The 19,305-nt window shown below is 70.2% G+C and carries 20 protein-coding genes and 1 tRNA gene; 3 read left to right on the forward strand and 18 right to left on the reverse strand.

Going from position 1 to position 19,305, the window contains the following annotated elements; all coding sequences use genetic code 11:
* Positions 1–677: 677 nt before the first annotated feature.
* Entirely contained in the window at positions 678–1,352 is a 675-nt protein-coding gene (locus R2N01_RS01800) for a hypothetical protein (RefSeq protein WP_316667849.1), read from the forward strand.
* Here R2N01_RS01800 and R2N01_RS01805 read toward each other — a convergent pair.
* The 6 genes from R2N01_RS01805 to rpsA all read right to left on the reverse strand — a co-directional run bounded on the left by R2N01_RS01805 (position 1,318) and on the right by rpsA (position 6,107).
* Positions 1,318–1,905: a metal-dependent phosphohydrolase gene (locus R2N01_RS01805; RefSeq protein ID WP_316667851.1), complete on the reverse strand. Its 588-nt coding sequence runs from the start codon at positions 1,903–1,905 to the stop codon at positions 1,318–1,320. The genes R2N01_RS01800 and R2N01_RS01805 overlap by 35 nt on opposite strands.
* A complete protein-coding gene (locus R2N01_RS01810) occupies positions 1,902–2,324 on the reverse strand; it encodes a hypothetical protein (protein ID WP_316667853.1) in 423 nt (140 codons plus the stop codon). The genes R2N01_RS01805 and R2N01_RS01810 overlap by 4 nt, the downstream gene beginning before the upstream one ends.
* Entirely contained in the window at positions 2,321–2,968 is a 648-nt protein-coding gene (locus R2N01_RS01815; RefSeq protein WP_316667855.1) for a hypothetical protein, read from the reverse strand. The genes R2N01_RS01810 and R2N01_RS01815 overlap by 4 nt, the downstream gene beginning before the upstream one ends.
* Positions 2,969–3,064: 96 nt before the next feature.
* The gene (gene coaE, locus R2N01_RS01820) at positions 3,065–3,706 is read right to left on the reverse strand and encodes a dephospho-CoA kinase (RefSeq protein WP_316667857.1); all 642 of its coding nucleotides are present in this window, start codon (positions 3,704–3,706) and stop codon (positions 3,065–3,067) included.
* A gap of 6 nt (positions 3,707–3,712) precedes the next feature.
* Positions 3,713–4,492: a nucleoside phosphorylase gene (locus tag R2N01_RS01825; protein ID WP_316667860.1), complete on the reverse strand. Its 780-nt coding sequence runs from the start codon at positions 4,490–4,492 to the stop codon at positions 3,713–3,715.
* A 160-nt stretch (positions 4,493–4,652) separates the two neighbouring features.
* On the reverse strand, positions 4,653–6,107 hold the full coding sequence (rpsA, locus tag R2N01_RS01830) for a 30S ribosomal protein S1 (protein WP_316667861.1): 1,455 nt from the start codon (positions 6,105–6,107) through the stop codon (positions 4,653–4,655).
* A 534-nt stretch (positions 6,108–6,641) separates the two neighbouring features.
* Between rpsA and R2N01_RS01835 the strand changes: the two genes are divergently transcribed.
* Positions 6,642–7,310 carry a class F sortase gene (locus R2N01_RS01835; RefSeq protein WP_316667863.1) on the forward strand — a complete coding sequence of 223 codons (669 nt, stop codon included), beginning with the start codon at positions 6,642–6,644 and terminating at the stop codon, positions 7,308–7,310.
* Here R2N01_RS01835 and R2N01_RS01840 read toward each other — a convergent pair.
* The 3 genes from R2N01_RS01840 to R2N01_RS01850 all read right to left on the reverse strand — a co-directional run bounded on the left by R2N01_RS01840 (position 7,297) and on the right by R2N01_RS01850 (position 11,152).
* Complete coding sequence (locus tag R2N01_RS01840) at positions 7,297–7,683, reverse strand: MGMT family protein (RefSeq protein ID WP_316667864.1); 387 nt, start codon at positions 7,681–7,683, stop codon at positions 7,297–7,299. The two genes, R2N01_RS01835 and R2N01_RS01840, sit on opposite strands and share 14 nt — an antisense overlap.
* Positions 7,684–7,693: 10 nt before the next feature.
* Positions 7,694–10,390 (reverse strand): DNA polymerase I, encoded by a 2,697-nt coding sequence (gene polA / locus R2N01_RS01845; RefSeq protein ID WP_316667866.1) that lies wholly within the window; start codon positions 10,388–10,390, stop codon positions 7,694–7,696.
* 144 nt (positions 10,391–10,534) lie between these two features.
* Entirely contained in the window at positions 10,535–11,152 is a 618-nt protein-coding gene (locus tag R2N01_RS01850) for a response regulator (RefSeq protein WP_316667868.1), read from the reverse strand.
* Positions 11,153–11,320: 168 nt separating this feature from the next.
* Here R2N01_RS01850 and R2N01_RS01855 point away from each other — a divergent pair.
* Positions 11,321–11,403: transfer RNA gene (locus R2N01_RS01855), tRNA-Leu, on the forward strand.
* 125 nt (positions 11,404–11,528) lie between these two features.
* Here the strand turns inward: R2N01_RS01855 and pyk are convergent.
* From pyk to ftsZ, 9 genes are all read right to left on the reverse strand, one after another.
* Entirely contained in the window at positions 11,529–12,989 is a 1,461-nt protein-coding gene (gene pyk, locus R2N01_RS01860; RefSeq protein WP_316667870.1) for a pyruvate kinase, read from the reverse strand.
* A gap of 67 nt (positions 12,990–13,056) precedes the next feature.
* A complete protein-coding gene (locus R2N01_RS01865) occupies positions 13,057–13,974 on the reverse strand; it encodes an RluA family pseudouridine synthase (protein WP_316667872.1) in 918 nt (305 codons plus the stop codon).
* Entirely contained in the window at positions 13,971–14,528 is a 558-nt protein-coding gene (gene lspA / locus R2N01_RS01870; RefSeq protein WP_316667875.1) for a signal peptidase II, read from the reverse strand. Before lspA ends, R2N01_RS01865 begins: the two co-directional genes overlap by 4 nt.
* Positions 14,529–14,533: 5 nt before the next feature.
* Positions 14,534–14,971, reverse strand: a complete 438-nt coding sequence (locus R2N01_RS01875) for a TraR/DksA C4-type zinc finger protein (protein ID WP_316667876.1) — start codon at positions 14,969–14,971, stop codon at positions 14,534–14,536.
* A gap of 112 nt (positions 14,972–15,083) precedes the next feature.
* The gene (locus tag R2N01_RS01880) at positions 15,084–16,085 is read right to left on the reverse strand and encodes a DivIVA domain-containing protein (RefSeq protein WP_316667878.1); all 1,002 of its coding nucleotides are present in this window, start codon (positions 16,083–16,085) and stop codon (positions 15,084–15,086) included.
* 131 nt (positions 16,086–16,216) lie between these two features.
* Positions 16,217–16,504 carry a YggT family protein gene (locus R2N01_RS01885; RefSeq protein ID WP_316667880.1) on the reverse strand — a complete coding sequence of 96 codons (288 nt, stop codon included), beginning with the start codon at positions 16,502–16,504 and terminating at the stop codon, positions 16,217–16,219.
* 7 nt (positions 16,505–16,511) lie between these two features.
* Positions 16,512–17,048 carry a cell division protein SepF gene (locus R2N01_RS01890; RefSeq protein WP_316667882.1) on the reverse strand — a complete coding sequence of 179 codons (537 nt, stop codon included), beginning with the start codon at positions 17,046–17,048 and terminating at the stop codon, positions 16,512–16,514.
* On the reverse strand, positions 17,033–17,905 hold the full coding sequence (locus tag R2N01_RS01895; RefSeq protein WP_316667884.1) for a polyphenol oxidase family protein: 873 nt from the start codon (positions 17,903–17,905) through the stop codon (positions 17,033–17,035). The genes R2N01_RS01890 and R2N01_RS01895 overlap by 16 nt, the downstream gene beginning before the upstream one ends.
* A gap of 15 nt (positions 17,906–17,920) precedes the next feature.
* The gene (ftsZ, locus tag R2N01_RS01900) at positions 17,921–19,135 is read right to left on the reverse strand and encodes a cell division protein FtsZ (protein WP_316667887.1); all 1,215 of its coding nucleotides are present in this window, start codon (positions 19,133–19,135) and stop codon (positions 17,921–17,923) included.
* Between the last annotated feature and the right edge of the window lie 170 nt (positions 19,136–19,305).

Consider the following 19,305-nt stretch of genomic DNA (forward strand, 5'->3'; position numbering starts at 1 on the left):
GGCGAGCATGAGATGAAGCCGTATTCCCGATGGACTCAGCACACCGGCTCGGATACAATCCGTATATGCGGGTTGAGGTCGCTCCGACTGGAGTGGAACGGGTTTTCGGGCGGTGGTCAACGTCTGGCCCAGGCCGCCTGGTCGTGTCGTCCGATTCCCGGTGCCGGTTTCGTCCGGTGTGCGGTGACCGATCGCCGAACAGAGGCCGCCTTCCGATCGCATCTCGACCCGACGCCGGGATGTCACGCCCCGGGGGTTCGCATGGGCTCTCGCGGGGGGTGATGAATCCTCCGGTTCACGAACCCCTGTCGTCAGGGTCCCGGCCGGCAGGGGCCGGCCGCCGCCTCGTCGTAGCAAACACCGATCCCGCGCACCGGCGGGAGAGCCCCCCGCACCCCGGGCCGGGAGTGCATCTGAGGCCCCGGGGCCGGTGGACAGCCCCCTGGTGGCGGCCACGGTGAGAGCCTGCGCGATCAGCCCGGCGCCGCGTGCGCCCCGACCGAGGCGCGGCCGACGGATCCTCTCCCCGTCAGATGCAGCCCCCCATGACGGTACGGGCCCGACCGGTGACCGCAGCGTCCGGCCCGGGACAGGCGAGGAACCCGGCGGGGACCGCACCCGTCCACGGCCCCTTGGACCCGGCCGGCACCGCTGACGCCCGTCGATACGGTAGGGGCATGGCCAGCAGATACGCGTCGCAGCGATCCCCCATCGTCCCCGGGGCGATGCTGCTGCGCGCCATCCCGACGATGGCCGTCGTCCGTCATGGCGATGATCATTTCCCCGAGCTGCTGCCCGGCATCACGCTCGTATCCGCCCAGAGCCAGCACGACGACGCCCTGCTCATGATCGACGAGGCCCTGGCCGCCGCCCACGGCGGCCCGTCGGCACTCTACGCCAAGGCCCGCGCCGCACTGCGCACACGACCGGTCGACCTGGCGCCCACCGGCGACGCGAGGAACGGCTCCGCCACCGTGTGGGCGGTGTCCGGCGACGAGTTCATCAGCGGCCGCCTCGGCCTCATCACCACCTGTCTGCCCGAACCCTGGCGGGGCTCCCTGCCTGCGACCGGCGTCGTCCTGGCCGTTCCACGAGCCGGGCTCATGCTCGTCCACGTGCCCACCGGCGACGGCCTCGCCCGAGCCCTCGGCACCATGTCGTCCCGGGCGCGCAACGAGTACGACGACGGCGCCGACCCGCTGTCGCCCTTCCTCTACTACATCTCCGCGCAGGGCCTGTCCCAGCAGCTGTCCGAGTACGGCCCCGACGGTGCGCGTCTGATCATCCAGGGGCCCTTCCGCCGAGTCTACGAGCATTTCAGCGCAGGACACTCAGTTCGTCGCACAGATTGATCCGGGCCTGCGCACCCCACAGCCTCCGTCCGGCCCCGGTCGCATAGTGATGGGTGTCCAGCAGACGCTCGACGACGGCCAGGCGCATCCGGTGCCACCGGGCGTCGTCGACGCCCGGCTGCTCAGCGCGCAGCTGGGCCACCGACTCCCGGTACCGCTGCGGCGGGGCTCCGAGGACGGCCAGGTCGGCGTCGCAGACCCGGGCACCCGGGCCGTCTCCCGGGGGCGGGCGGTGGTGCTCGGTGAGCGCCACCAGCCGGGCGGCCTCCGCCGCCTCGGCCCGTGGCCATCCGGCTGCGGGCAACCAGGAGAGGGCCAGTTCGGACGAGGCCCGCTCGTCGGCGCCCGGGCGGTTGCGGTGCACGGCGTCGTGGAACCAGAGGGCCAGCCGTTCGGTGCGGGTGCAGCCGAGCCGGTCGCCGGCGGCCAGGGCCTCGGCCAGGTGCTGCGGGCCGTGATAGCACCGCCAGGGCTCTCCCCACAGCCCCAGCAGGCGGCGCCCCACCTCGGGGTGATCGGGCCAGTCGTCGGCCCAGCGCTGCGCCAGGCTCACCACAGGCGCACCACCCAGCCGGTCAGCACGGCCAGCCCGCCGGCGACCAGGAGACTGGCCAGCGTGCCGATGATGAAGTGCTCGGCCACCTCGCCGGTACGGGCCCCTCGGATCTCCGGGAAGCGGGCGAAGGCCTTCACCGCCACGGTGACGGCCACCAGCACGGGCTGGCCGGCCAGGAGCGCCCCGAACACGGCGGCACGCTCCAGCATGCCGATCCACCGGCCCCCGCGCAGCGCCCCTACGTCGCCCGCCATGCGCGGCGAGGACTCGGCGGTCCTCTCGAGACCGGCCTGCGGCCGTGGCCCGCCGACGCGCCGCAGCAGCCCCTCGACGAGCGGGCAGCCGCCGAACACCGCGGCCGCGCCGAGCGCGCAGGCCACGAGGAAGCGCAGAAGATCCGCCAGTATCGGGTTCATGGTCTCACTGTATGGCCCGCCTCCGACACCCTCATGGCCTCGGCGAGCCGGGCGGTGGCGAGCTCCAAGCCGGCCGCGACCTCCTGGTAATGGGCTGCGCGCAGGCGCTGACCGACCGCCTGGGGGCTGATGCCCAGCCGGGCGGCCGCCTGCGTCCGGGTCAAGCCGGAATCGATGAGGTCGATCACCTGCCACCCGGCCGCGCTGCGCCGGTGCACCAGCGCGGCGGCGAGAGCGAGCACCGTCTGCACCTCGCCGAGCACCCGGTCGGTCCGCCCCCCGGCCCCGCCGACGAGCCGGAGAGCCGCCGCGCCCGCCCGCTCGACGGCCCGGCGGGCCGCCAGATAGGCCGGGCCACGGGCCGCGCGGGTGGAGTCCGGCAGGGGCATCTCGACATCCCCCACGCCGACGCCGATGTGCCAGTCCCCCAGGCGCAGGAGCGCAGTCACTGCGTCGACGACCGCACCGGGGCTGGCGCTGAGCCCCTGGATCTCGTCGCCCGCGGTGCGCTCGAAGCCGAGCCGGAAGCCGCCTGCCAGGCGCCCCAGGACATCCAGTGCCTGAGGCACACGGTCCGGGCCGCGCCGGCTCGCGCGCTGATCGGCGATCACCACCGCCCAGTACCCGGTGTCCTCGTCACTCATGGCCAATATACAAGTTGAAAAACTTGATCAAGGCAAATAAAACCTCGGACCTTTACCATGATCTTCTGCCCAGGCGCCCACGGCACCGTGAAGAACTCACCGGCGCCACGCCTCGCCGGGAAGGACCACCTCGGCCCACAGCCGGTCCACCTGGGCGCGCGTGGCAGCCAGGGGGCCGGAGTTGTCGATGACCGTCCCGGCCACGGCCAAGCGCTCGGTCCGCGAGGTCTGCGCGCCGACGCGGGCCCTGGCCTGTGCCGCGCTCATGCCATCGCGGGCCATCAGCCGCTCGACCTGCACCCGGACCGGCACGTCGACGACGACCAGATGGTCGAAGTCACCGGCTCTGCCGGCCTCGACGAGCAGCGGGATGTCGTGCAGCACCACCGAGCCATCGGGCGCGGCGTCCTGAGCGGCATCGGCGGCCGCGTTGACGAGCGGGTGCGTGATCTCGTCCAGCCGGGCGCGCGCGGCCCGGTCGGAGAAGACGAGGGCTCCGAGCCCGGCCCGGTCGAGGGCGCCCTCAGGGGTGAGGACCGAGGGGCCGAACTCCTTCACAAGAGCAGCCAGGCCGGCGGTTCCCGGCTCGACGACTCGTCGGGCCAGCAGATCGTAGTCGATGTGCACCGCCCCGTGCCCGACGAGCATGGCGGCGACGGCGCTCTTGCCGGAGGCTATGCCACCGGTGAGGCCGAGCGTGAGGACCCGGCCCGCCGCCGCCCGGCCGGCTGCTGCCACAGCGGGTCAGGCCTCCAGACGGCTCAGCGCGTCGAGGGCGATCCGGAGGGCCGCCCCGCGCGAACCGCGGCCCCAGTCGCGCTCGTCGTGACCGTTCTCGGGGTCGGCCAGCGAGTCGGCGGTGTAGAAGAGCTGGGCGAACCGGGCACCGCGCAGCGCGGCGGAGGCGGCCATCGCCGAGCACTCCATGTCGACGATCGCGCAGCCCTCGGCGCGACGGCGGCTCAGCATGGACCTGGTCTCGCGGTAGAAGGCGTCGTTCGTCCACACGGGCGAGTCGTTGACCGTGTAGCCGGCGGCCTCGACGGCCTGCCCGATGACGGCGCGCATGTCCGGGTCGATGTCGATCCAGCGGCTGGCCGGCACGTACTGGAAGCTCGTGCCCTCCCCGCGCAGCGCCCTGGCCGGAACGACCAGCTCGCCGACCGCCAGCGGCTCGAGCGCGCCGCACGAGCCGACCGCAATGGCCCTGCGGACGCCGTGGCGGAAGAGCATGTCGGTGTTCATGACGGCGGCCGGGGCGCCCAACGGCATCATGAGGATCGCGAAGTCGCCCCGCCCGTCGCGGCCGCGATAGACCGGGTAGTGGTTGCCGATCTGCTCGAGCGTCTCGATGACGGGCAGCCTCCCGGCCCGGGCGTACTGGTCGACGATCTCGCCGAGGAAGGCCAGGACGGCGCGGCTGGGGTACAGATCGGCCGGGATGGACGCGGCCTCCCCCTCGCCGATGAGATCGGTGGAGTCGTCGTCCCGCTCGAGGATGGGCAGCTCGTGGGTGTGCAGCATCTGGTGTCCTAGGATCCGGCCGGGCGCGCGCACGGCCTGTGTGATGCGACGGCGAATCGGAGGAGACGGCCGCCCGACAGGGCGAAGGCCCCGGCCCGAGCACGGGCCGGGGCCTTCATCGTGCATGCGTCTCTTGTACGACCGCGCCCCGCGGCGCGGCTCAGCGGCCGCCCGACAGCCTGTCCCGCAGGGCCTGCAGGGCCTCGTCCGAGGCCAGCGAGCCCTCGTCGTCACCGGAGGCCTCGGCCTCGACGGGAGTCGCGGAGTAACTCGTGCCGGCCTCGACGGCGGCCTGCTGGTCGGCCTCCTCGGCCTCGGTGGCCTGCTTCTTGAGGGCCAGCCACCGGGCCTGGGCCTCGGCGTACTGGGCCTCCCAGGCCGCCTGCTGCTCCTCGTACCCCGGCTTCCACTCGTTGGTCTCCGGGTCGAAGCCCTCGGGGTAGATGTAGTTCCCGTTCTCGTCGTAACTGGCGGTCATGCCGTACAGCGAGGGGTCGAAGTCCTCGGCGGCGATATCGACGCCCTCGTTGGCCTGCTTCAGCGAGAGGCTGATACGGCGGCGCTCCAAGTCGATGTCGATGATCTTGACCATGACCTCGTCGTTGACCGAGACGACCTGCTCGGGGATCTCGACGTGGCGCTCTGCCAGCTCGGACACGTGGACCAGGCCCTCGATGCCCTCCTCGACACGGACGAAGGCGCCGAACGGAACGAGCTTGGTGACCTTGCCCGGCACGATCTCACCGATCTGGTGGGTGCGGGCGAAGACCTGCCACGGATCCTCCTGGGTGGCCTTGAGCGACAGGGAGACGCGCTCGCGCTCCATGTCGACGTCCAGGACCTCGACGGTGACGGGCTGGCCGACCTCGACGACCTCGCTCGGGTGGTCGATGTGCTTCCAGGACAGCTCGGACACGTGGACCAGGCCGTCGACGCCGCCGAGATCGACGAAGGCGCCGAAGTTGACGATGGAGGAGACGACGCCCCTGCGGATCTGGCCCTTCTGGAGCTGCTCCAGGAAGTTGTGGCGGGTCTCGGACTGGGTCTGCTCGAGCCAGGCGCGGCGCGACAGGACGACGTTGTTGCGGTTCTTGTCGAGCTCGATGATCTTGGCCTCGAGCTCCTGGCCGACGTACGGCTGCAGGTCGCGGACCCGACGCATCTCGACGAGCGAGGCGGGCAGGAAGCCGCGCAGGCCGATGTCGACGATGAGGCCGCCCTTGACGACCTCGATGACGGTGCCGGTGACGACGCCGTCCTCGTTCTTGATCCTCTCGATGGCGCCCCAGGCGCGCTCGTACTGGGCACGCTTCTTGGAGAGGATCAGGCGGCCGTCCTTGTCCTCCTTCTGCTGGACGAGGGCCTCGATCTCGTCGCCGACGCCGACGACGTCGAAGGGGTCGACATCGTGCTTGATGGAGAGTTCCTTGGACGGGATGACGCCTTCGGTCTTGTAGCCGATGTCGAGAAGAACCTCGTCGCGATCGACCTTGACGACGGTGCCGGTGACGATGTCGCCGTCGTTGAAGTACTTGATGGTGGCGTCGACCGCGGCCTCGAAGGCCTCAGCGGTGCCGATGTCGTCGATTGCGACGGCCTCAGTGGAGGAGGTCATGTAGTTAGGGCTCCGATGGTGGATTGGATTATGAGTTCTTGCACCGTGCCTGCTGACGAACACGGTGGTGGTGGGATCGTTCGAGAAGAGCCCGAGACCGCCACCGGGAACATCCACCCGCGACCCGCGGGGCATTGCTGCGACGCGGTCCGCCGGTGACGACGCCGCGCCCTCTGTCCGGTGCGGCGTACACAGCGCTTCGTCAAGTTTAGGCGTCGGCGCCGCCCCCGGGCAACCTCACCCTTCCCCCACATGTCCCCTGGTCCGGCTCGAGCCCACCGCCACGGGCCCGGCAGTGCGACGTGGATCGTCTCCAGATGCTCCTCGATGCCCTGAAGGCGGTGATCGGCGCGAGCGGCCGGCGGCGGCCGCGTCCCGGGCGAGGCCGCTCAGGCACCGGTACGTCGGACCATGCCGGCGCGTCCCTCTCCGGGAGAGCGAGGCCTGCGGTCACGGCGTCGCGCTCCCCGCGCCGCGCTGTTAGGCTTGACGCCGTTGCCGCCATGACCCCAGGCGGCTGAACGAAAGGTTCTCGTGAAGAAGACTACGAAGCGCCGACTCGGCTGGGGCATTCCCCTGCTCGTCGTGGTGCTCGTCGCCGCCTATTTCGGCTGGCGCTGGTACCAGACGCGCCCCTCCGACTACGAGCGGGAGATCCCCGTCTACCCGGCCTCCCCCAGCCCCAGCGCCAGCGCGAGCCCCGGCGACGTGCCTGAAGGCTGCTCCTCCGATCCGTCGGCGATCGTGGGCACCCGCATCAAGTTCGACGGCCACACCGACGAGTTGAGTCTGCTCTCGCTCGGTCTCGACGCCGAGGGCCTGCCCGGCACCCCGCCCGGCAACGAGGGCTACACCGTGGCCTGGTGGAACGAGGGCCCGGCCGTCGGCTCCGACCAGGGCAAGGCGGTCCTCACCTCGCACACCTTCCGCTACGGCGGTGCGCTCGGCAACGACCTCAACGATGGCATGCTCGCCGAGAACGACATCATCCGCATCAGCGACGACGCCGGTGACACGATCTGCTACCGCTTCACCAATGCGCTCAAGATCTACGTCGACGACTACGACCCCGACTCGACCGTCCTCTACGACGATCACGGCGACCCGATGATCGTCATCGTCGTCTGCTCGGACTACCCCTCCAACGGGGGCGATCCCGAGGCACGGGTCCTCTACTACGCCGAACTGGTCAGGGCGGCCTGACAGCCCTGCCAGCGCCGCTGTGGGACCCGGGTCGGCTCGGGGGGAGGTCCGCGACGGCCTCCTCGTAGGCGGCGGCGAGCGCTCCGGGATCGGCGCGGTGGGCGGCCATGGCGCAGCCGTCACCGCGGTCGTTGAGCGCGATGCCCTCATCGGCCCAGTGCCCCAGCGCATGGCGCCACGGCCCGAGCGTCCCCCGGGCGTCGACGACGCGCCACCACGGCACCGATGAGCCGTCGGTGGACATGATGCGCCCCACCTGGCGCGGCCCGATCCCCACGAGGGCCGCGATGTCGCCGTAGGTCGCGACGGACCCGCACGGGACGCACTCGACGGCGCGCAGCACGCGCTCGATGAGCAGCTCGTCGGTCACCATCGCCGCCTGCTCAGTGGGCGGCGTCGTTCCAGCTGCGGCCGTAGCCGAAGGAGACCGACAGCGGCACCTTCAGCTCAGCGGCATGACTCATGGCACCGGCGACGATGGCCTCGACCTGTTCGCGTTCGCCGGCGGCCACCTCGAGGACGAGCTCATCGTGGATCTGCAGCAGCATGCGGCTGGACAGCCCGGCCTCGCCGAGCGCCCTCTCGACCCCGAGCATGGCAACCTTGATGATGTCGGCGGCCGTGCCCTGGATGGGCGCGTTGAGGGCCATGCGCTCGGCCATCTCGCGGCGCTGGCGGTTGGACGAGTTGAGATCGGGCAGGTAGCGGCGGCGGCCCATCATCGTCTGCGTGTAGCCCTGGGCGCGGGCCCGGACGACGACCTCGGCCAGATAGTCGCGCACCGCGCCGAAGGTCCTGAAGTAGTCGTCCATGAGGGCTCTCGCCTCGGGCACGGAGACGCCGAGCCTGCTCGACAGGCCGTAAGCCGACAGCCCGTAGGCCAGACCGTAGTTCATCTGCTTGACGCTGGAGCGCTGCTCGGGTGTGATCGAGTCGACCGGCACCCCGAAGACGTGCGAGGCGGTGACGGTGTGGAAGTCGACACCCGAGTTGAAGGCGGCGATGAGCGTCTCGTCGCCCGAGGCGTCCGCCATGACGCGCATCTCGATCTGGGAGTAGTCGGCGCTCATCAGCGCCTCGTAGCCCCTGGCCGCGGTGAAACCGTCGCGAATGCGCCGGCCCTCGGCGGTGCGGATCGGGATGTTCTGCAGATTCGGCTCCGTGCTCGACAGCCGGCCCGTGCCGGCCACGGTCTGCAAGTAGGTGGTGTGGATGCGTCCGTCGTCGCCGATCGATTTCGCCAGGGAGTCGACGATCTGACGCAGCTTGATGGAGTCGCGGTGGGCCAGCAGGTGCTCGAGGAAGGGGTGGCCGGTCGTGGCGTACAGGCTTTCGAGCGCGGCCGCGTCGGTCGTGTAGCCGCTCTTGGTGCGCTTGGTCCTGGGCATGTCGAGCTGATCGAAGAGGACGCCCTGCAGCTGCTTGGGCGAGCCCAGGTTGATCTCGCGCCCGATCGCCTCGAAGGCGGCGGCCTGTGCGGCCCGCACCTTGGCGTCGAACTCGTCGTGCAGATCGGCGAAGACGTCCTCGTCGGTGCTGATGCCGCGTTCCTCCATGGTGGCCAGCACCTTCTGGAGGGGCAGTTCGAGCTCGCGCAGCAGGCCGAGCTGGCCGGTCGTCTCGAGCTCCCCGTCGAGGACCGGGACGAGCCGGCCGACGGCCCGGGCCCGCACCATCGCCGCCGGCCCCGCCTGTCCGCCCGGGTCGTCGCCGAGGTCGAGGGCCTCCTGGGTCTCCTGGTGGTCGCCGCCGGCCCCGAGGGCGAGGCCCAGATGACGCTCGGCGAGATCGTCGAGATCGTAGCGGCGCTGGTCGGGGCGCATGAGGTAGGCGGCGAGCTGGGTGTCGCAGACGAGGCCGGCCAGTTCCAGGCCGCGCGCGGCCAGGGCCAGCATCGGCCCCTTCGCGTCGTGCATGGCCTTGAGCGCGGCGGGATCGGCCAGCCATCCGGCCAGTGCGGCGTCGTCGTCGGCGCCCAGCGAGCCGGGCTCGCAGCGGATCGCCTCGCCATCGGGGGCGGCGAGGGTCAGGAAGTCGACATCCCCGGTGCCGGCGCCCCAGTGGCCGGAGACGTCGATGCCGACGACGCCGGCGCAGGCGTGCTCGGCGAGCCAGCCGGCCAGGGCGCCATCGTCCACGTCGACGGCGGTGACCTCGATGACGTCCTGCACCGCGGACGCCGGGGCGTCGTCGGCGCCGAGCGTGGCGAACATGCGCTCGCGCAGCGTGTTGAACTCGAGGGCGTCGAACAGCTCGTTGATGGTCTCGCGATCGATCCGTCCCCTGGCAAGGCCCTGCGCCTCGACCTCGAGGGGCAGGTCGCGTACCAGCGCGTTGAGCCGGCGATTGCGCCGGACGTCCTCGAGGTGCTCGCGCAGACTCTGGCCGGCCTTGCCGCCAACCCGGTCGGCCTGCTCGATGAGATTGTCGAGTCCGTCGTATGCGGCAAGCCACTTGGCGGCGGTCTTCGGGCCGACGCCCGGCACGCCGAGCAGGTTGTCGCTGGCCTCGCCGACCAGGGCGGCCAGCTCCGGGTAGCGCCGGGGGGGCACCCCGTACTTGCTCTCGATGGCGGCCGGGTCCATGCGCACGAGGTCGGAGACGCCCTTGCGCGGGTAGAGCACCGTGGTGTTCCGATCGACGAGCTGGAAGGAGTCGCGGTCGCCCGAGACCACCAGTGACTCCCAGCCGAGCTCGTCGCCCTGGCGGCTCCACGTGGCCAGGATGTCGTCCCCCTCGTAGCCGGCGAGACTGGTGTGGACGATGCCCATGGCGTCGAGCAGCTGCTCGATGAGCGGGACCTGGCCGGCGAACTCGGGCGGGGTGGCCGCGCGGGTGGCCTTGTAGCCGGGATAGGCCTCGGAGCGGAAGGTGCCGCCCGACAGGTCGAAGGTGACGCCCACGTGCGTGGGCCGCTCGTCGCGCAGAAGGTTGATGAGCATCGCCGTGAAGCCGTAGATGGCGTTCGTGCACTGGCCGGTGGATGTCGAGAAGTTCTCGGCGGGCAGGGCGTAGAAGGCGCGGAAGGCCATGGAGTGGCCGTCGATGAGCAGCAGGCGAGGGCGATCGTTCACACCCATGAGCCTAGGCGCCCCCACTGGCGGTTTTCATCCCGGAGCGGGGCGGTCCCCTCCTGTCGGCGTGTCCTGGCGACCGGCGACGAGGACCGGGGCCAGGATCGCAGTGCGGCCGAGCCGTGCCGCAGGCCCCGCCCCGGGCCGCGTTCAGTCCTTCTTGGCCTTCTTGTGATCGACGACGCCCTCGGCGACCTCGCGCATCGACTTGCGCAGGTCCATGGCGGTCTTCTGGATCCAGCGGAAGGCCTCCGGCTCGGTCATGCCGAGGGTCTCCTGCAGGATGCCCTTCGCCTGGTCGACGAGCTTGCGAGAGGCGAGACGCTCCTCGAGCGTGGCGACCTCGTCGTCGAGAGCGACGATCTCGGCGAAGCGCGCGAGCGCGATCTCGATGGCGGGGACGACGTCGGAGGCGTCGAAGGGTTTGACGACGTAGGCCATCGCACCGGCCTCGCGGGCCTTCTCGACCAGCTCGCGTTGGCTGAATGCCGTGAGCATGACGCATGCGGCGATGCGATCCCCGGCGATCCGCTCGGCCGCGGCGATACCGTCCATGACGGGCATGTTCACGTCGAGCACGACGACGTCGGGCTCGAGCCCTCGGGCCTGTTCGACTGCTGCCTGCCCATCGCCCACCTGGCCGACGACGTCGTACCCCTGCTCGGTGAGGAGCTCGACCAGGTCGAGCCGGATGAGCGCCTCGTCCTCGGCGACGAGAACGCGGGGCCGCCTGTCGGCTGCAGCATTGTCGGTCTTCTTGGCCACCATCCCTCGATTCCTGTCTGACAATTGAAGACGGACAGATCTGTCGAGGACGGCACTGCCCGCGTCGCCCGAGCATAGCGCTGTTCAGCCCTCCCCGGAGCGGAATCCGCAATAGTTCTCACTCACCGAATGTGCCATGACACTAGGCATGTGACACAATGAACGGCGTCTGCCCGAGTGGCGGAATGGTAGACGCGGCGCACTCAAAATGCGCTGCCCGCAGGGGCGTAGGGGTTCGAGTCCCCTCTCGGGTACCGATCGGCGGGCGACCATGTGCGGGAGCCCGACGGCTCCGCGGGCGGATTGCGCACGAGGAGAACGGGCCGGGGCGGAGGACCGGGTCCTCCGCCCCGGCGGGAGGCCGTCCGCCACGAACGGCTCACTCGGCGTCCTTCATGTACGGCGGCAGCCTGACGGGCTCGACCCAGTCGGCGTCCTTGAGCCGGTGGACGCGCATCGTATTCGTCTTGCCCTTGATGCCCATCGGGGCGCCGCAGACCAGGATGACGACGTCGTTCTGCTCGGCCAGGCCCAGCTGCTGCAGTTGACGGTTCACCTCGGTGACCATCTCCTCGTTGGAGCCGTAGTTCGGGGTCTTGATGACACGGGTTCCCCAGCAGAGGGTCAGCCAGTGGGCCGTCTTCTCATCGGGGGTGAAGGCGACCAGCGGGATGTCCGAACGCAGACGCGACATGCGGCTGGCGGTGTCGCCCGAGCGGGTGAAGGCGATGAGGTACTTCGCGCTGAGCTGGCGGCCCGAGGTGACGGCGGCCATGGCGATGACCCCACCGGTCGTGTGCGGGTCCCAGTCGATCTTGGCGATGCTCCCGAAACCCTGCTTCTCGGTGTTCTCGACGATGTTGGCCATCGTCTGGACGGTGATGACCGGGAAGGCGCCCACCGAGGTCTCGCCGGAGAGCATGACGGCATCGGCGCCGTCGAGGACGGCGTTCGCGACGTCGGAGGCCTCGGCGCGCGTCGGGCGCGGGTTCGAGATCATGGAGTCGAGCATCTGGGTGGCGACGATGACCGGCTTGGCCCATATGCGGGCCTTCTGCACGATGGTCTTCTGGACCAGCGGCACCTGCTCCAGCGGCATCTCGACGCCGAGATCGCCGCGGGCGACCATGAAGCCGTCGAAGGCATCGATGATCTCGTCGAGGTTCTCGACGGCCTGCGGCTTCTCCAACTTGGCGATGACGGGGAGGCGCACGCCCTCCTCGTCCATGATCTCGTGGACGCGGTTGATGTCGGCCGCGCGGCGCACGAAGGACAGCGCGACCATGTCGAAGTCGTTGCGCAGCGCCCAGCGCAGGTCGTCCTCGTCCTTCTCGGACAGGGCCGGCACGTTGACTGCGACACCGGGCAGGTTGATGCCCTTGTGGTTCGAGACGGGGCCGGCGACCGCCACCCTGGTTACCACGTCGCTGCCGTTGACCTCGACGGCCTCGAGGCCGATGTTGCCGTCATCGATGAGGATGCGGTCGCCGGGCTTCACATCGCCGGGCAGGCCCTTGTAGGTGGTGGAGGCGCGGGTGACGTCACCGAGAACGTCGTCGGTGGTGATGGTGAAGGTCTGGCCATGAGTCAGCTCGACCTTGCCCTCGGCGAAGACGCCGAGACGGATCTTGGGCCCCTGGAGATCAGCCAGCAGGCCGACGGTCTTGCCGACGGCCTCGGCCGCGGCACGGGTCTCGGCCAGACGGCGGGCATGCTCGTCGTGATCGCCGTGACTCATGTTGAAGCGGGCGACGTCGAGGCCCGCGCGGATGATTTCTTCCATTCGCTCCTGGGTCGACGTGGCCGGCCCGAGAGTGCACACAATCTTCGCTCTACGCACGTCATCAAGCCTAGCTGTTGCGGGGCGTGATGTTGAGGGCGCGGTGGGGTGCGCCCCCGCGGGCCGCTCAGCCGCGCAGGAGCTCCAGGGCGTGCGCCAGCTCGGCCGACGGCGCCGATTCGAAGTGCACGTACTGCCCCGACCCGGGATGAGTGAAGCCGAGTTCGGCGGCGTGCAGCCACTGGCGATCGAGGCCGAGCCGTACGGCCAGCCCCGGATCGGAGCCGTACAGCGGATCGCCGACGCACGGATGGTGCATGGCCGAGAAGTGCACGCGGATCTGGTGGGTGCGCCCCGTTTCGAGATGGACGCGGGCCAGGCACGCCGAGCGCATCATCTCGATCACCTCGTAGTGCGTGACCGAGGGGCGCCCGTCGGCGGTGACCGCGAACTTCCACTCCGAGCCGGGGTGGCGCCCGATCGGGGCGTCGATGGTCCCCTCGAGCGGGTCGAGGTGGCCTTGGACGAGCGCGAGGTAGACCTTGTCGACGGCGCGGTCGCGGAAGGCGCGCTTGAGCATCGTGTAGGCGTGCTCGGACTTGGCGACGACCATCAGGCCGCTCGTGCCGACGTCGAGGCGGTGGACGATGCCCTGGCGCTCGGCGGCCCCGGACGTGGTGATGCGGAAACCGGCGCCGGCGAGACCGCTGACGACGTCGGGGCCGTCCCAGCCGAGCGAGGGGTGGGCGGCCACACCGGCCGGTTTGTCGACGACGACGACGTCCGGGTCGTCGTGGACGATCGACATGCCCTCGACCACGGCGGGGGTGACACGGGCCCGCCGCACCGGTTCGGACAGGTCGATGTCGAGCAGCTGCCCCGCATGCACTCTCTGGGAGGCCTTCGTCACCGCGGCTCCGTCGAGCAGCACCCCGCCCCCCTCGATGAGGTCCGCCACCCGCGAGCGGGTCAGACCGGTCATGCGGGCGGCCGCGGCATCGATGCGGTCGCCGGCCAGGCCGTCGGGGACGAGCAGGACGCTCATGCACCTCCCCCCGCGCCGCGGACCCGGCCGGCGGCCGCATCGGCGGGCCGGCCGGAGCGGCCGACCGTCCGGTCGGAGCGCACGGCCCACCAGACGAACAGGATCGCCGCGCAGGTGATGCACATGTCGGCGACGTTGAACACCGCGAAGTAGCGCACCGCGATGAAATCGACGACGGTGCCGCGCATCGGGCCGGGTTCGCGCAGGAAGCGGTCGAGCAGATTGCCGGCGATGCCGGCGGCGATGAGGCCCGATGCCCAGCTGGCCAGCCAGCCACGGGCCCGCGGGAAGACCCAGACGAGCACGAAGACGAGCGCCGCGGCCGAGATGCAGCTGAGGAGGGCGGTGAAGGAGGTGCCCATCGAGAAGGCCGCACCGGAGTTGTAGACCAGGTGCAGACTCAGCCAGCCCTGGATGATCTGACGGTCGTGCGCCGAGAGCGCGTGCAGCGCCCACAGCTTCGTCACCCTGTCGAGGACCAGGGCGAGAACCGCGACGGCGGTCATGACCGCGCGCGTGGCCTCCAGGCGCGAGTGCGCGCGGCGGGACGTCACCGGATTCAGCGCCTCTCCGCGCGCTGCTTGCACCTGACGCACATGGTGGCCTTCGGGAAGGCCTCCAAACGCCCCCTGCCGATGGGGTTGCCGCAGTTCTCGCAGACACCGAACTCGCCGGCCTCGAGACGACGCAGAGCGGCCTCGTTCTGCTCCAGCAGGGTGCGGGTGTTCGCGTTCATGCTGAGCTCCTGGTCGCGCTCGAAATTCGTGGACCCGACATCGCCCGGGTCCTTGCCGGAGGTGTCGCTGCCCTCGCCCATCAGCTGCTCGAGCTCGGCATCCGAGGCCGCGACGGCCCTGCGCATGCGCTCGATCTCGGTGATGAGCTCCTCGCGCACCTCGATCACTTCTTCCGCGGTCCACGCGTCCTCGCCCTCGAGGACGGGCAGCTTGGCGGCGAGCTCCTGCGCCGCTGCCCTGGACAAACCACTGGCTGCCATCGTTCCAACTTCCTCCAGATGGAGACCCGACTCGTAGGGGGGACCATACACCAGCAGCCGACGACGGGTACACCCCGTCATCGGCTGCCGGTACGTTCTCGGGGGATGCCGTTCAGCCGCCCTGATTGTTGTTCATGAGGGCGTCGAGCCGGGGGGTCTGACCACCGGCAGGCGGAGTCATGGACAGACTCTTGAGGCTCTCGAGATGCCCCTGGATCTGGTTCGCGATGTTGGCGCGGTACTCCGACTCGAAGCCTCGCAGCTGGCTCACCGAGGCGGTGAGGTTGTCGCGCTCGGACTCGAGTGCGCTCAACAGCTCGGTGCGCTTGTTGGCGACCTCGCCGTCGAGGGCATCGGCGCGCTGCTGGGCCTCGTCGGTGAGACGCCTGGCGTTCTCCTGGGCCTCCGCGGTGACCCGGTCGGCGGTGTTGCGGGCCTCGTAGTCGAGACGGGCGGCCTTCTGAGTGGCCTCCTCGACGAGCTGATCGGCCCGGACCCGGGCATCGGCGCGGGTCCGCTCGGCGTCGGTCTCGGCGTCGACGCGCACCTGGGCGGCCTGCCTGTTGGCCTCCTCGACGAGCTGATCGGCCTCGCGAGTGCTCATCTCGAGCAGGCGGGCGGCCCACGGACCGGCCTCCTCCGCAGTGGTGACGACGATGCGCTGGGCCTCGCCCGAGACGACGGCCGGCTGGATGCTGGTGGCCGCAGCGGCCTCGGCGGCGGTGTTCTGGTTCTGGGCCGCCTGCAGCCGGGACTGGAGCTCGGAGACCTGGGCGCGCAGCTGCTCGTTCTCGCCGGCGAGCTGGGCCGAGGCGGCGGAGCCCTGGCTGGAGGCCGAACGGAGCTCGCCCAGCTGGCTGCGCAGCTGCTCGTTCTCCTGGCCGAGACTGGAAACCTGGGCGTTGAGCTGGTTGACCTGCTGGGCGAGCCTGGCGCTCTCCTCGCCCGAACCGGCGTTCGCCTTGAGCTTCTCGTTCTCACTGACCAGATCCGCGTAACTGATCTCGAGTTCGTCCATGAACTTGTCGACTGAGCTGGCGCGGTAGCCGTCCTCATTGGGCTTGCGGGCCATGGGGAAACGGATACTGCGAACCTCGTCAAGGGACAGCGTCATTTTGTGCGCTCCAAACCTCGATGCGTTGATTCCAATCCTGCCCGCAACTGCGGGGACAGTCCTTGAGGCTACTCTGCTTGCCCCGGACAGGGGCAGTCCGAGGTCCAAAACTCAACTTCGGGTTGAGACTCTCACACGAGCAGCCACACCAGTCTCTGGATCACCAGAACGACGAAGAAGACGACCATGAAGGCGATGTCCAGGCCGATGCTCCCCAGCCTGATCGGCTTGATGTAGCGCCTCACGAAGCCGATCGGGGGATCGGTGACCGTGTAGATCGCCTCGAAGATCGCGGCCACCGCTCCCCGCGGATGGAAACCGGGCACCAGCAAGGGGATCCAGCTGAGAACCATGCGTGCGATGAGCACCCAGATGTACAGGGTGCACAGCAGCGAGACGAGTTGGACGAGGATCAGCACGGGCCGCTCAGCTCTGGTTGAAGAAGCTGGGGCTGGCCAGCCGCTGCTTGTCCTCGGCCGTGACGTGGATGTTGCGCGGGCTGAGCAGGAAGACCTTGCTGGTGACGCGCTCGATGGAACCGTGCAGGCCGAAGATGAGGCCGGCCGCGAAATCGACCAGGCGCTTGGCGTCGGCGTCATCCATGTCGGTGAGGTTCATGATGACGGGGGTGCCCTCACGGAAGCTCTCGCCGATGGTGCGCGCCTCGTTGTAGGTGCGGGGGCGGACCGAGATGATGCGGGCCAGGTCGGCCGGCTGCGACTCCTCGGCGTCATCCTCGACGTCATGGTGATCACGGCGCCGGGGCTCGTGCGGCCCGGAGGGCGCCGACCTGGGGCGGCGCTCGGGAAGACGCGTGACGCTGGACACCTGGACGGATTCCTCGGCCATCGCATCAGTGTAGACGGAGTCGGTGTACTCGGCCGCCTCGGCGCGTTCCTCGTCGAAACGGTCGTCGCTGACAAGGCCCAGCCACACTGCAGCCTTCTTCATCGCTCCCGGCATGCCGACTCCCCCTCTGACCAGCTGCGGTCGTCATGAATGACACGGCTGGAATTAGGGTACCCGCTCAGCCCGTGGCGAGTGGAACGATCGCCTCGCCCGGCGCGCCAGATCAGGCCGATCTGCCGGCCGGTCGCGCCGCGGTCCCGCCGGTGGCTGAACAGTCGCGGACCCGTACGGGTGCACGGGTCGTGGCGTTCGACGCCGATGCCGTCGCGCTCCAGCACCGCCTGCGCCCCGGCGCCGAGATCGAGCGAGGGCGAGCCCCAGCTCGTCATGGCCTCCAGCTCGGGGATGACCGCGCAGGACTCGCTCCGCATGCCGGCGGGCACCTCGTAGCAGTCACCGCAGATGTGGGGGCCCACCCAGGCGCGGATGCGCGTGGCACCGAGCTCGCGCATCCTGGCGGCGGTGGCGGTCAGGACACCGGCCAGCAGGCCCCGGCGCCCGGCATGGGCGGCGCCGATGACACCGGCCTCGGCGTCGGCGAGCAGAACGGGCACGCAGTCGGCCACCCGGACGGCCAGCGGCGCGTCGGGCAGCTTCGTGACCAGCGCGTCGGCCTCGTCCAACGGGGCCTGGCCGGGCACCGCCCCTCCCAGCCAGCCGTCACGACCGGGCAGGTCCTCGCAGGCGACCGTCTTGACGGCGGTGCCGTGCACCTGGTGGACGAAGCTGACCGGCGGCAGGCCGAGCCGGGACCGCAGGGCCGCCATGTTGGCGCGCAGCGCATCCGGGTCGTCCTCGGTGGTGCGCCCGAGGTTCAGGGACGCGAACGCGCCGGCGGAGGCCCCGCCCTCACGGTCGGTGAAGGCCAGACCGATGCCCCCGCCGGCCGGCTCGCTCAGGAAGGCGAACACACGGACTCACTTCGCTCACTTCATGAAGTCGGGGATGTCCAGATCGTCGTCATCGGGCGGCAGAGCGGTCTGCTGCTCGGACTGGACGCCGGTGCGGCGCGTCGGCTCCTCGCTCTCGGCCGGGGCCGGCGGGGAGGAGAACGACGTGCGGCCGGTCGTACGCGGCTGGACGCGCCCGGCGGGGGCGACCGGCGCCGGGCGCTGCTCGGCGGCGGGACGGGGCTGCTGCTGGGGCCGGGCCGTATCGGCGGGACGACGGATCGGAACCGACTGCGGCCCCTGGTCGCTGTCGAAGCCGGCGGCGATGACGGTGACGCGCACCTCGTCGCCCAGCGCGTCGTCGATAACCGTGCCGAAGATGATGTTGGCGTCCTCGGCGGCGGCCTCCTCGATGAGATCCGCGGCCTCGGAGACCTCGAACAGGCCGAGGTCGGAGCCGCCGGCGATGGAGAGCAGGACCCCTTTGGCGCCGTCGATGGTGGCCTCGAGCAGGGGGCTGTTGATGGCCTGCTCGGCTGCGGTCCGGGCGCGCTCCTCGCCGCGGGCCGAGCCGATGCCCATGAGCGCGGAGCCGGCGTCCTTCATGACCGACTTCACATCGGCGAAGTCGAGGTTGATGAGGCCCGGCGTGGTGATGAGATCGGTGATGCCGGAGACGCCCTGCATGAGTACCTGGTCGGCCTGCTTGAAGGAGTCGAGGATCGACATCTGGCGGTCGGTCATCTCGAGGAGTTTCTCGTTCGGGATGACGATCAGTGTGTCGACCTCCTCGGACAGGCGCCCGATGCCCTCGTCGGCCTGGCGCGCGCGGCGCTTGCCCTCGAAGCGGAACGGGCGGGTGACGACGCCGATGGTGAGGGCCCCCAGCGAACGGGCGATCTTCGCGACGACGGGGGCGCCGCCGGTACCGGTGCCGCCGCCCTCGCCCGCCGTGACGAACACCATGTCGGCCCCCTTAAGGGTCTCCTCGATCTCGTCGGAATGATCCTCGGCGGCCTGGCGGCCGGTGTCGGGGTTGGCGCCCGCGCCGAGACCGCGGGTGAGCTCCCGGCCGATGTCGAGCTTGACGTCGGCGTCGCTCATGAGCAGGGCCTGCGCATCGGTGTTGACGGCAATGAACTCGACGCCCTTGAGACCGTCCTCGATCATGCGGTTGACGGCATTGACACCGCCGCCACCGACGCCCACAACCTTGATGACCGCCAAGTAGTTCTGGGACGCAGTTGCCACGGGAGTCCGCCTCATTCCTCGGGGAGCCGGCCGCGCCCGCCCCGCTGATCGACATGCTGAATCGAGTGCACCAAGCAGCGATCTGCACCGATGCATGCTCAGGCTATGGAAGCGGGCAGGCTTAGTCCAACAGCCCCGGCGTGTTCCGCTCAGAATCTAAACCTGTGGTC

The organism is uncultured Propionibacterium sp. (assembly GCF_963539965.1).
Classification (GTDB): domain Bacteria; phylum Actinomycetota; class Actinomycetes; order Propionibacteriales; family Propionibacteriaceae; genus Propionibacterium.

Coding starts and splice junctions, on each gene's coding strand:
- R2N01_RS01800 (WP_316667849.1), top strand. CDS start 678: ATGGCCAGCAGATACGCGTCGCAGCGATCCCCCATCGTCCCCGGGGCG.
- R2N01_RS01810 (WP_316667853.1), bottom strand. CDS start 2,324: ATGAACCCGATACTGGCGGATCTTCTGCGCTTCCTCGTGGCCTGCGCG.
- R2N01_RS01815 (WP_316667855.1), bottom strand. CDS start 2,968: ATGAGTGACGAGGACACCGGGTACTGGGCGGTGGTGATCGCCGATCAG.
- R2N01_RS01825 (WP_316667860.1), bottom strand. CDS start 4,492: ATGCTGCACACCCACGAGCTGCCCATCCTCGAGCGGGACGACGACTCC.
- rpsA (WP_316667861.1), bottom strand. CDS start 6,107: ATGACCTCCTCCACTGAGGCCGTCGCAATCGACGACATCGGCACCGCT.
- R2N01_RS01840 (WP_316667864.1), bottom strand. CDS start 7,683: ATGGTGACCGACGAGCTGCTCATCGAGCGCGTGCTGCGCGCCGTCGAG.
- polA (WP_316667866.1), bottom strand. CDS start 10,390: ATGGGTGTGAACGATCGCCCTCGCCTGCTGCTCATCGACGGCCACTCC.
- R2N01_RS01850 (WP_316667868.1), bottom strand. CDS start 11,152: ATGGTGGCCAAGAAGACCGACAATGCTGCAGCCGACAGGCGGCCCCGC.
- R2N01_RS01865 (WP_316667872.1), bottom strand. CDS start 13,974: ATGAGCGTCCTGCTCGTCCCCGACGGCCTGGCCGGCGACCGCATCGAT.
- R2N01_RS01875 (WP_316667876.1), bottom strand. CDS start 14,971: ATGGCAGCCAGTGGTTTGTCCAGGGCAGCGGCGCAGGAGCTCGCCGCC.
- R2N01_RS01880 (WP_316667878.1), bottom strand. CDS start 16,085: ATGACGCTGTCCCTTGACGAGGTTCGCAGTATCCGTTTCCCCATGGCC.
- R2N01_RS01890 (WP_316667882.1), bottom strand. CDS start 17,048: ATGCCGGGAGCGATGAAGAAGGCTGCAGTGTGGCTGGGCCTTGTCAGC.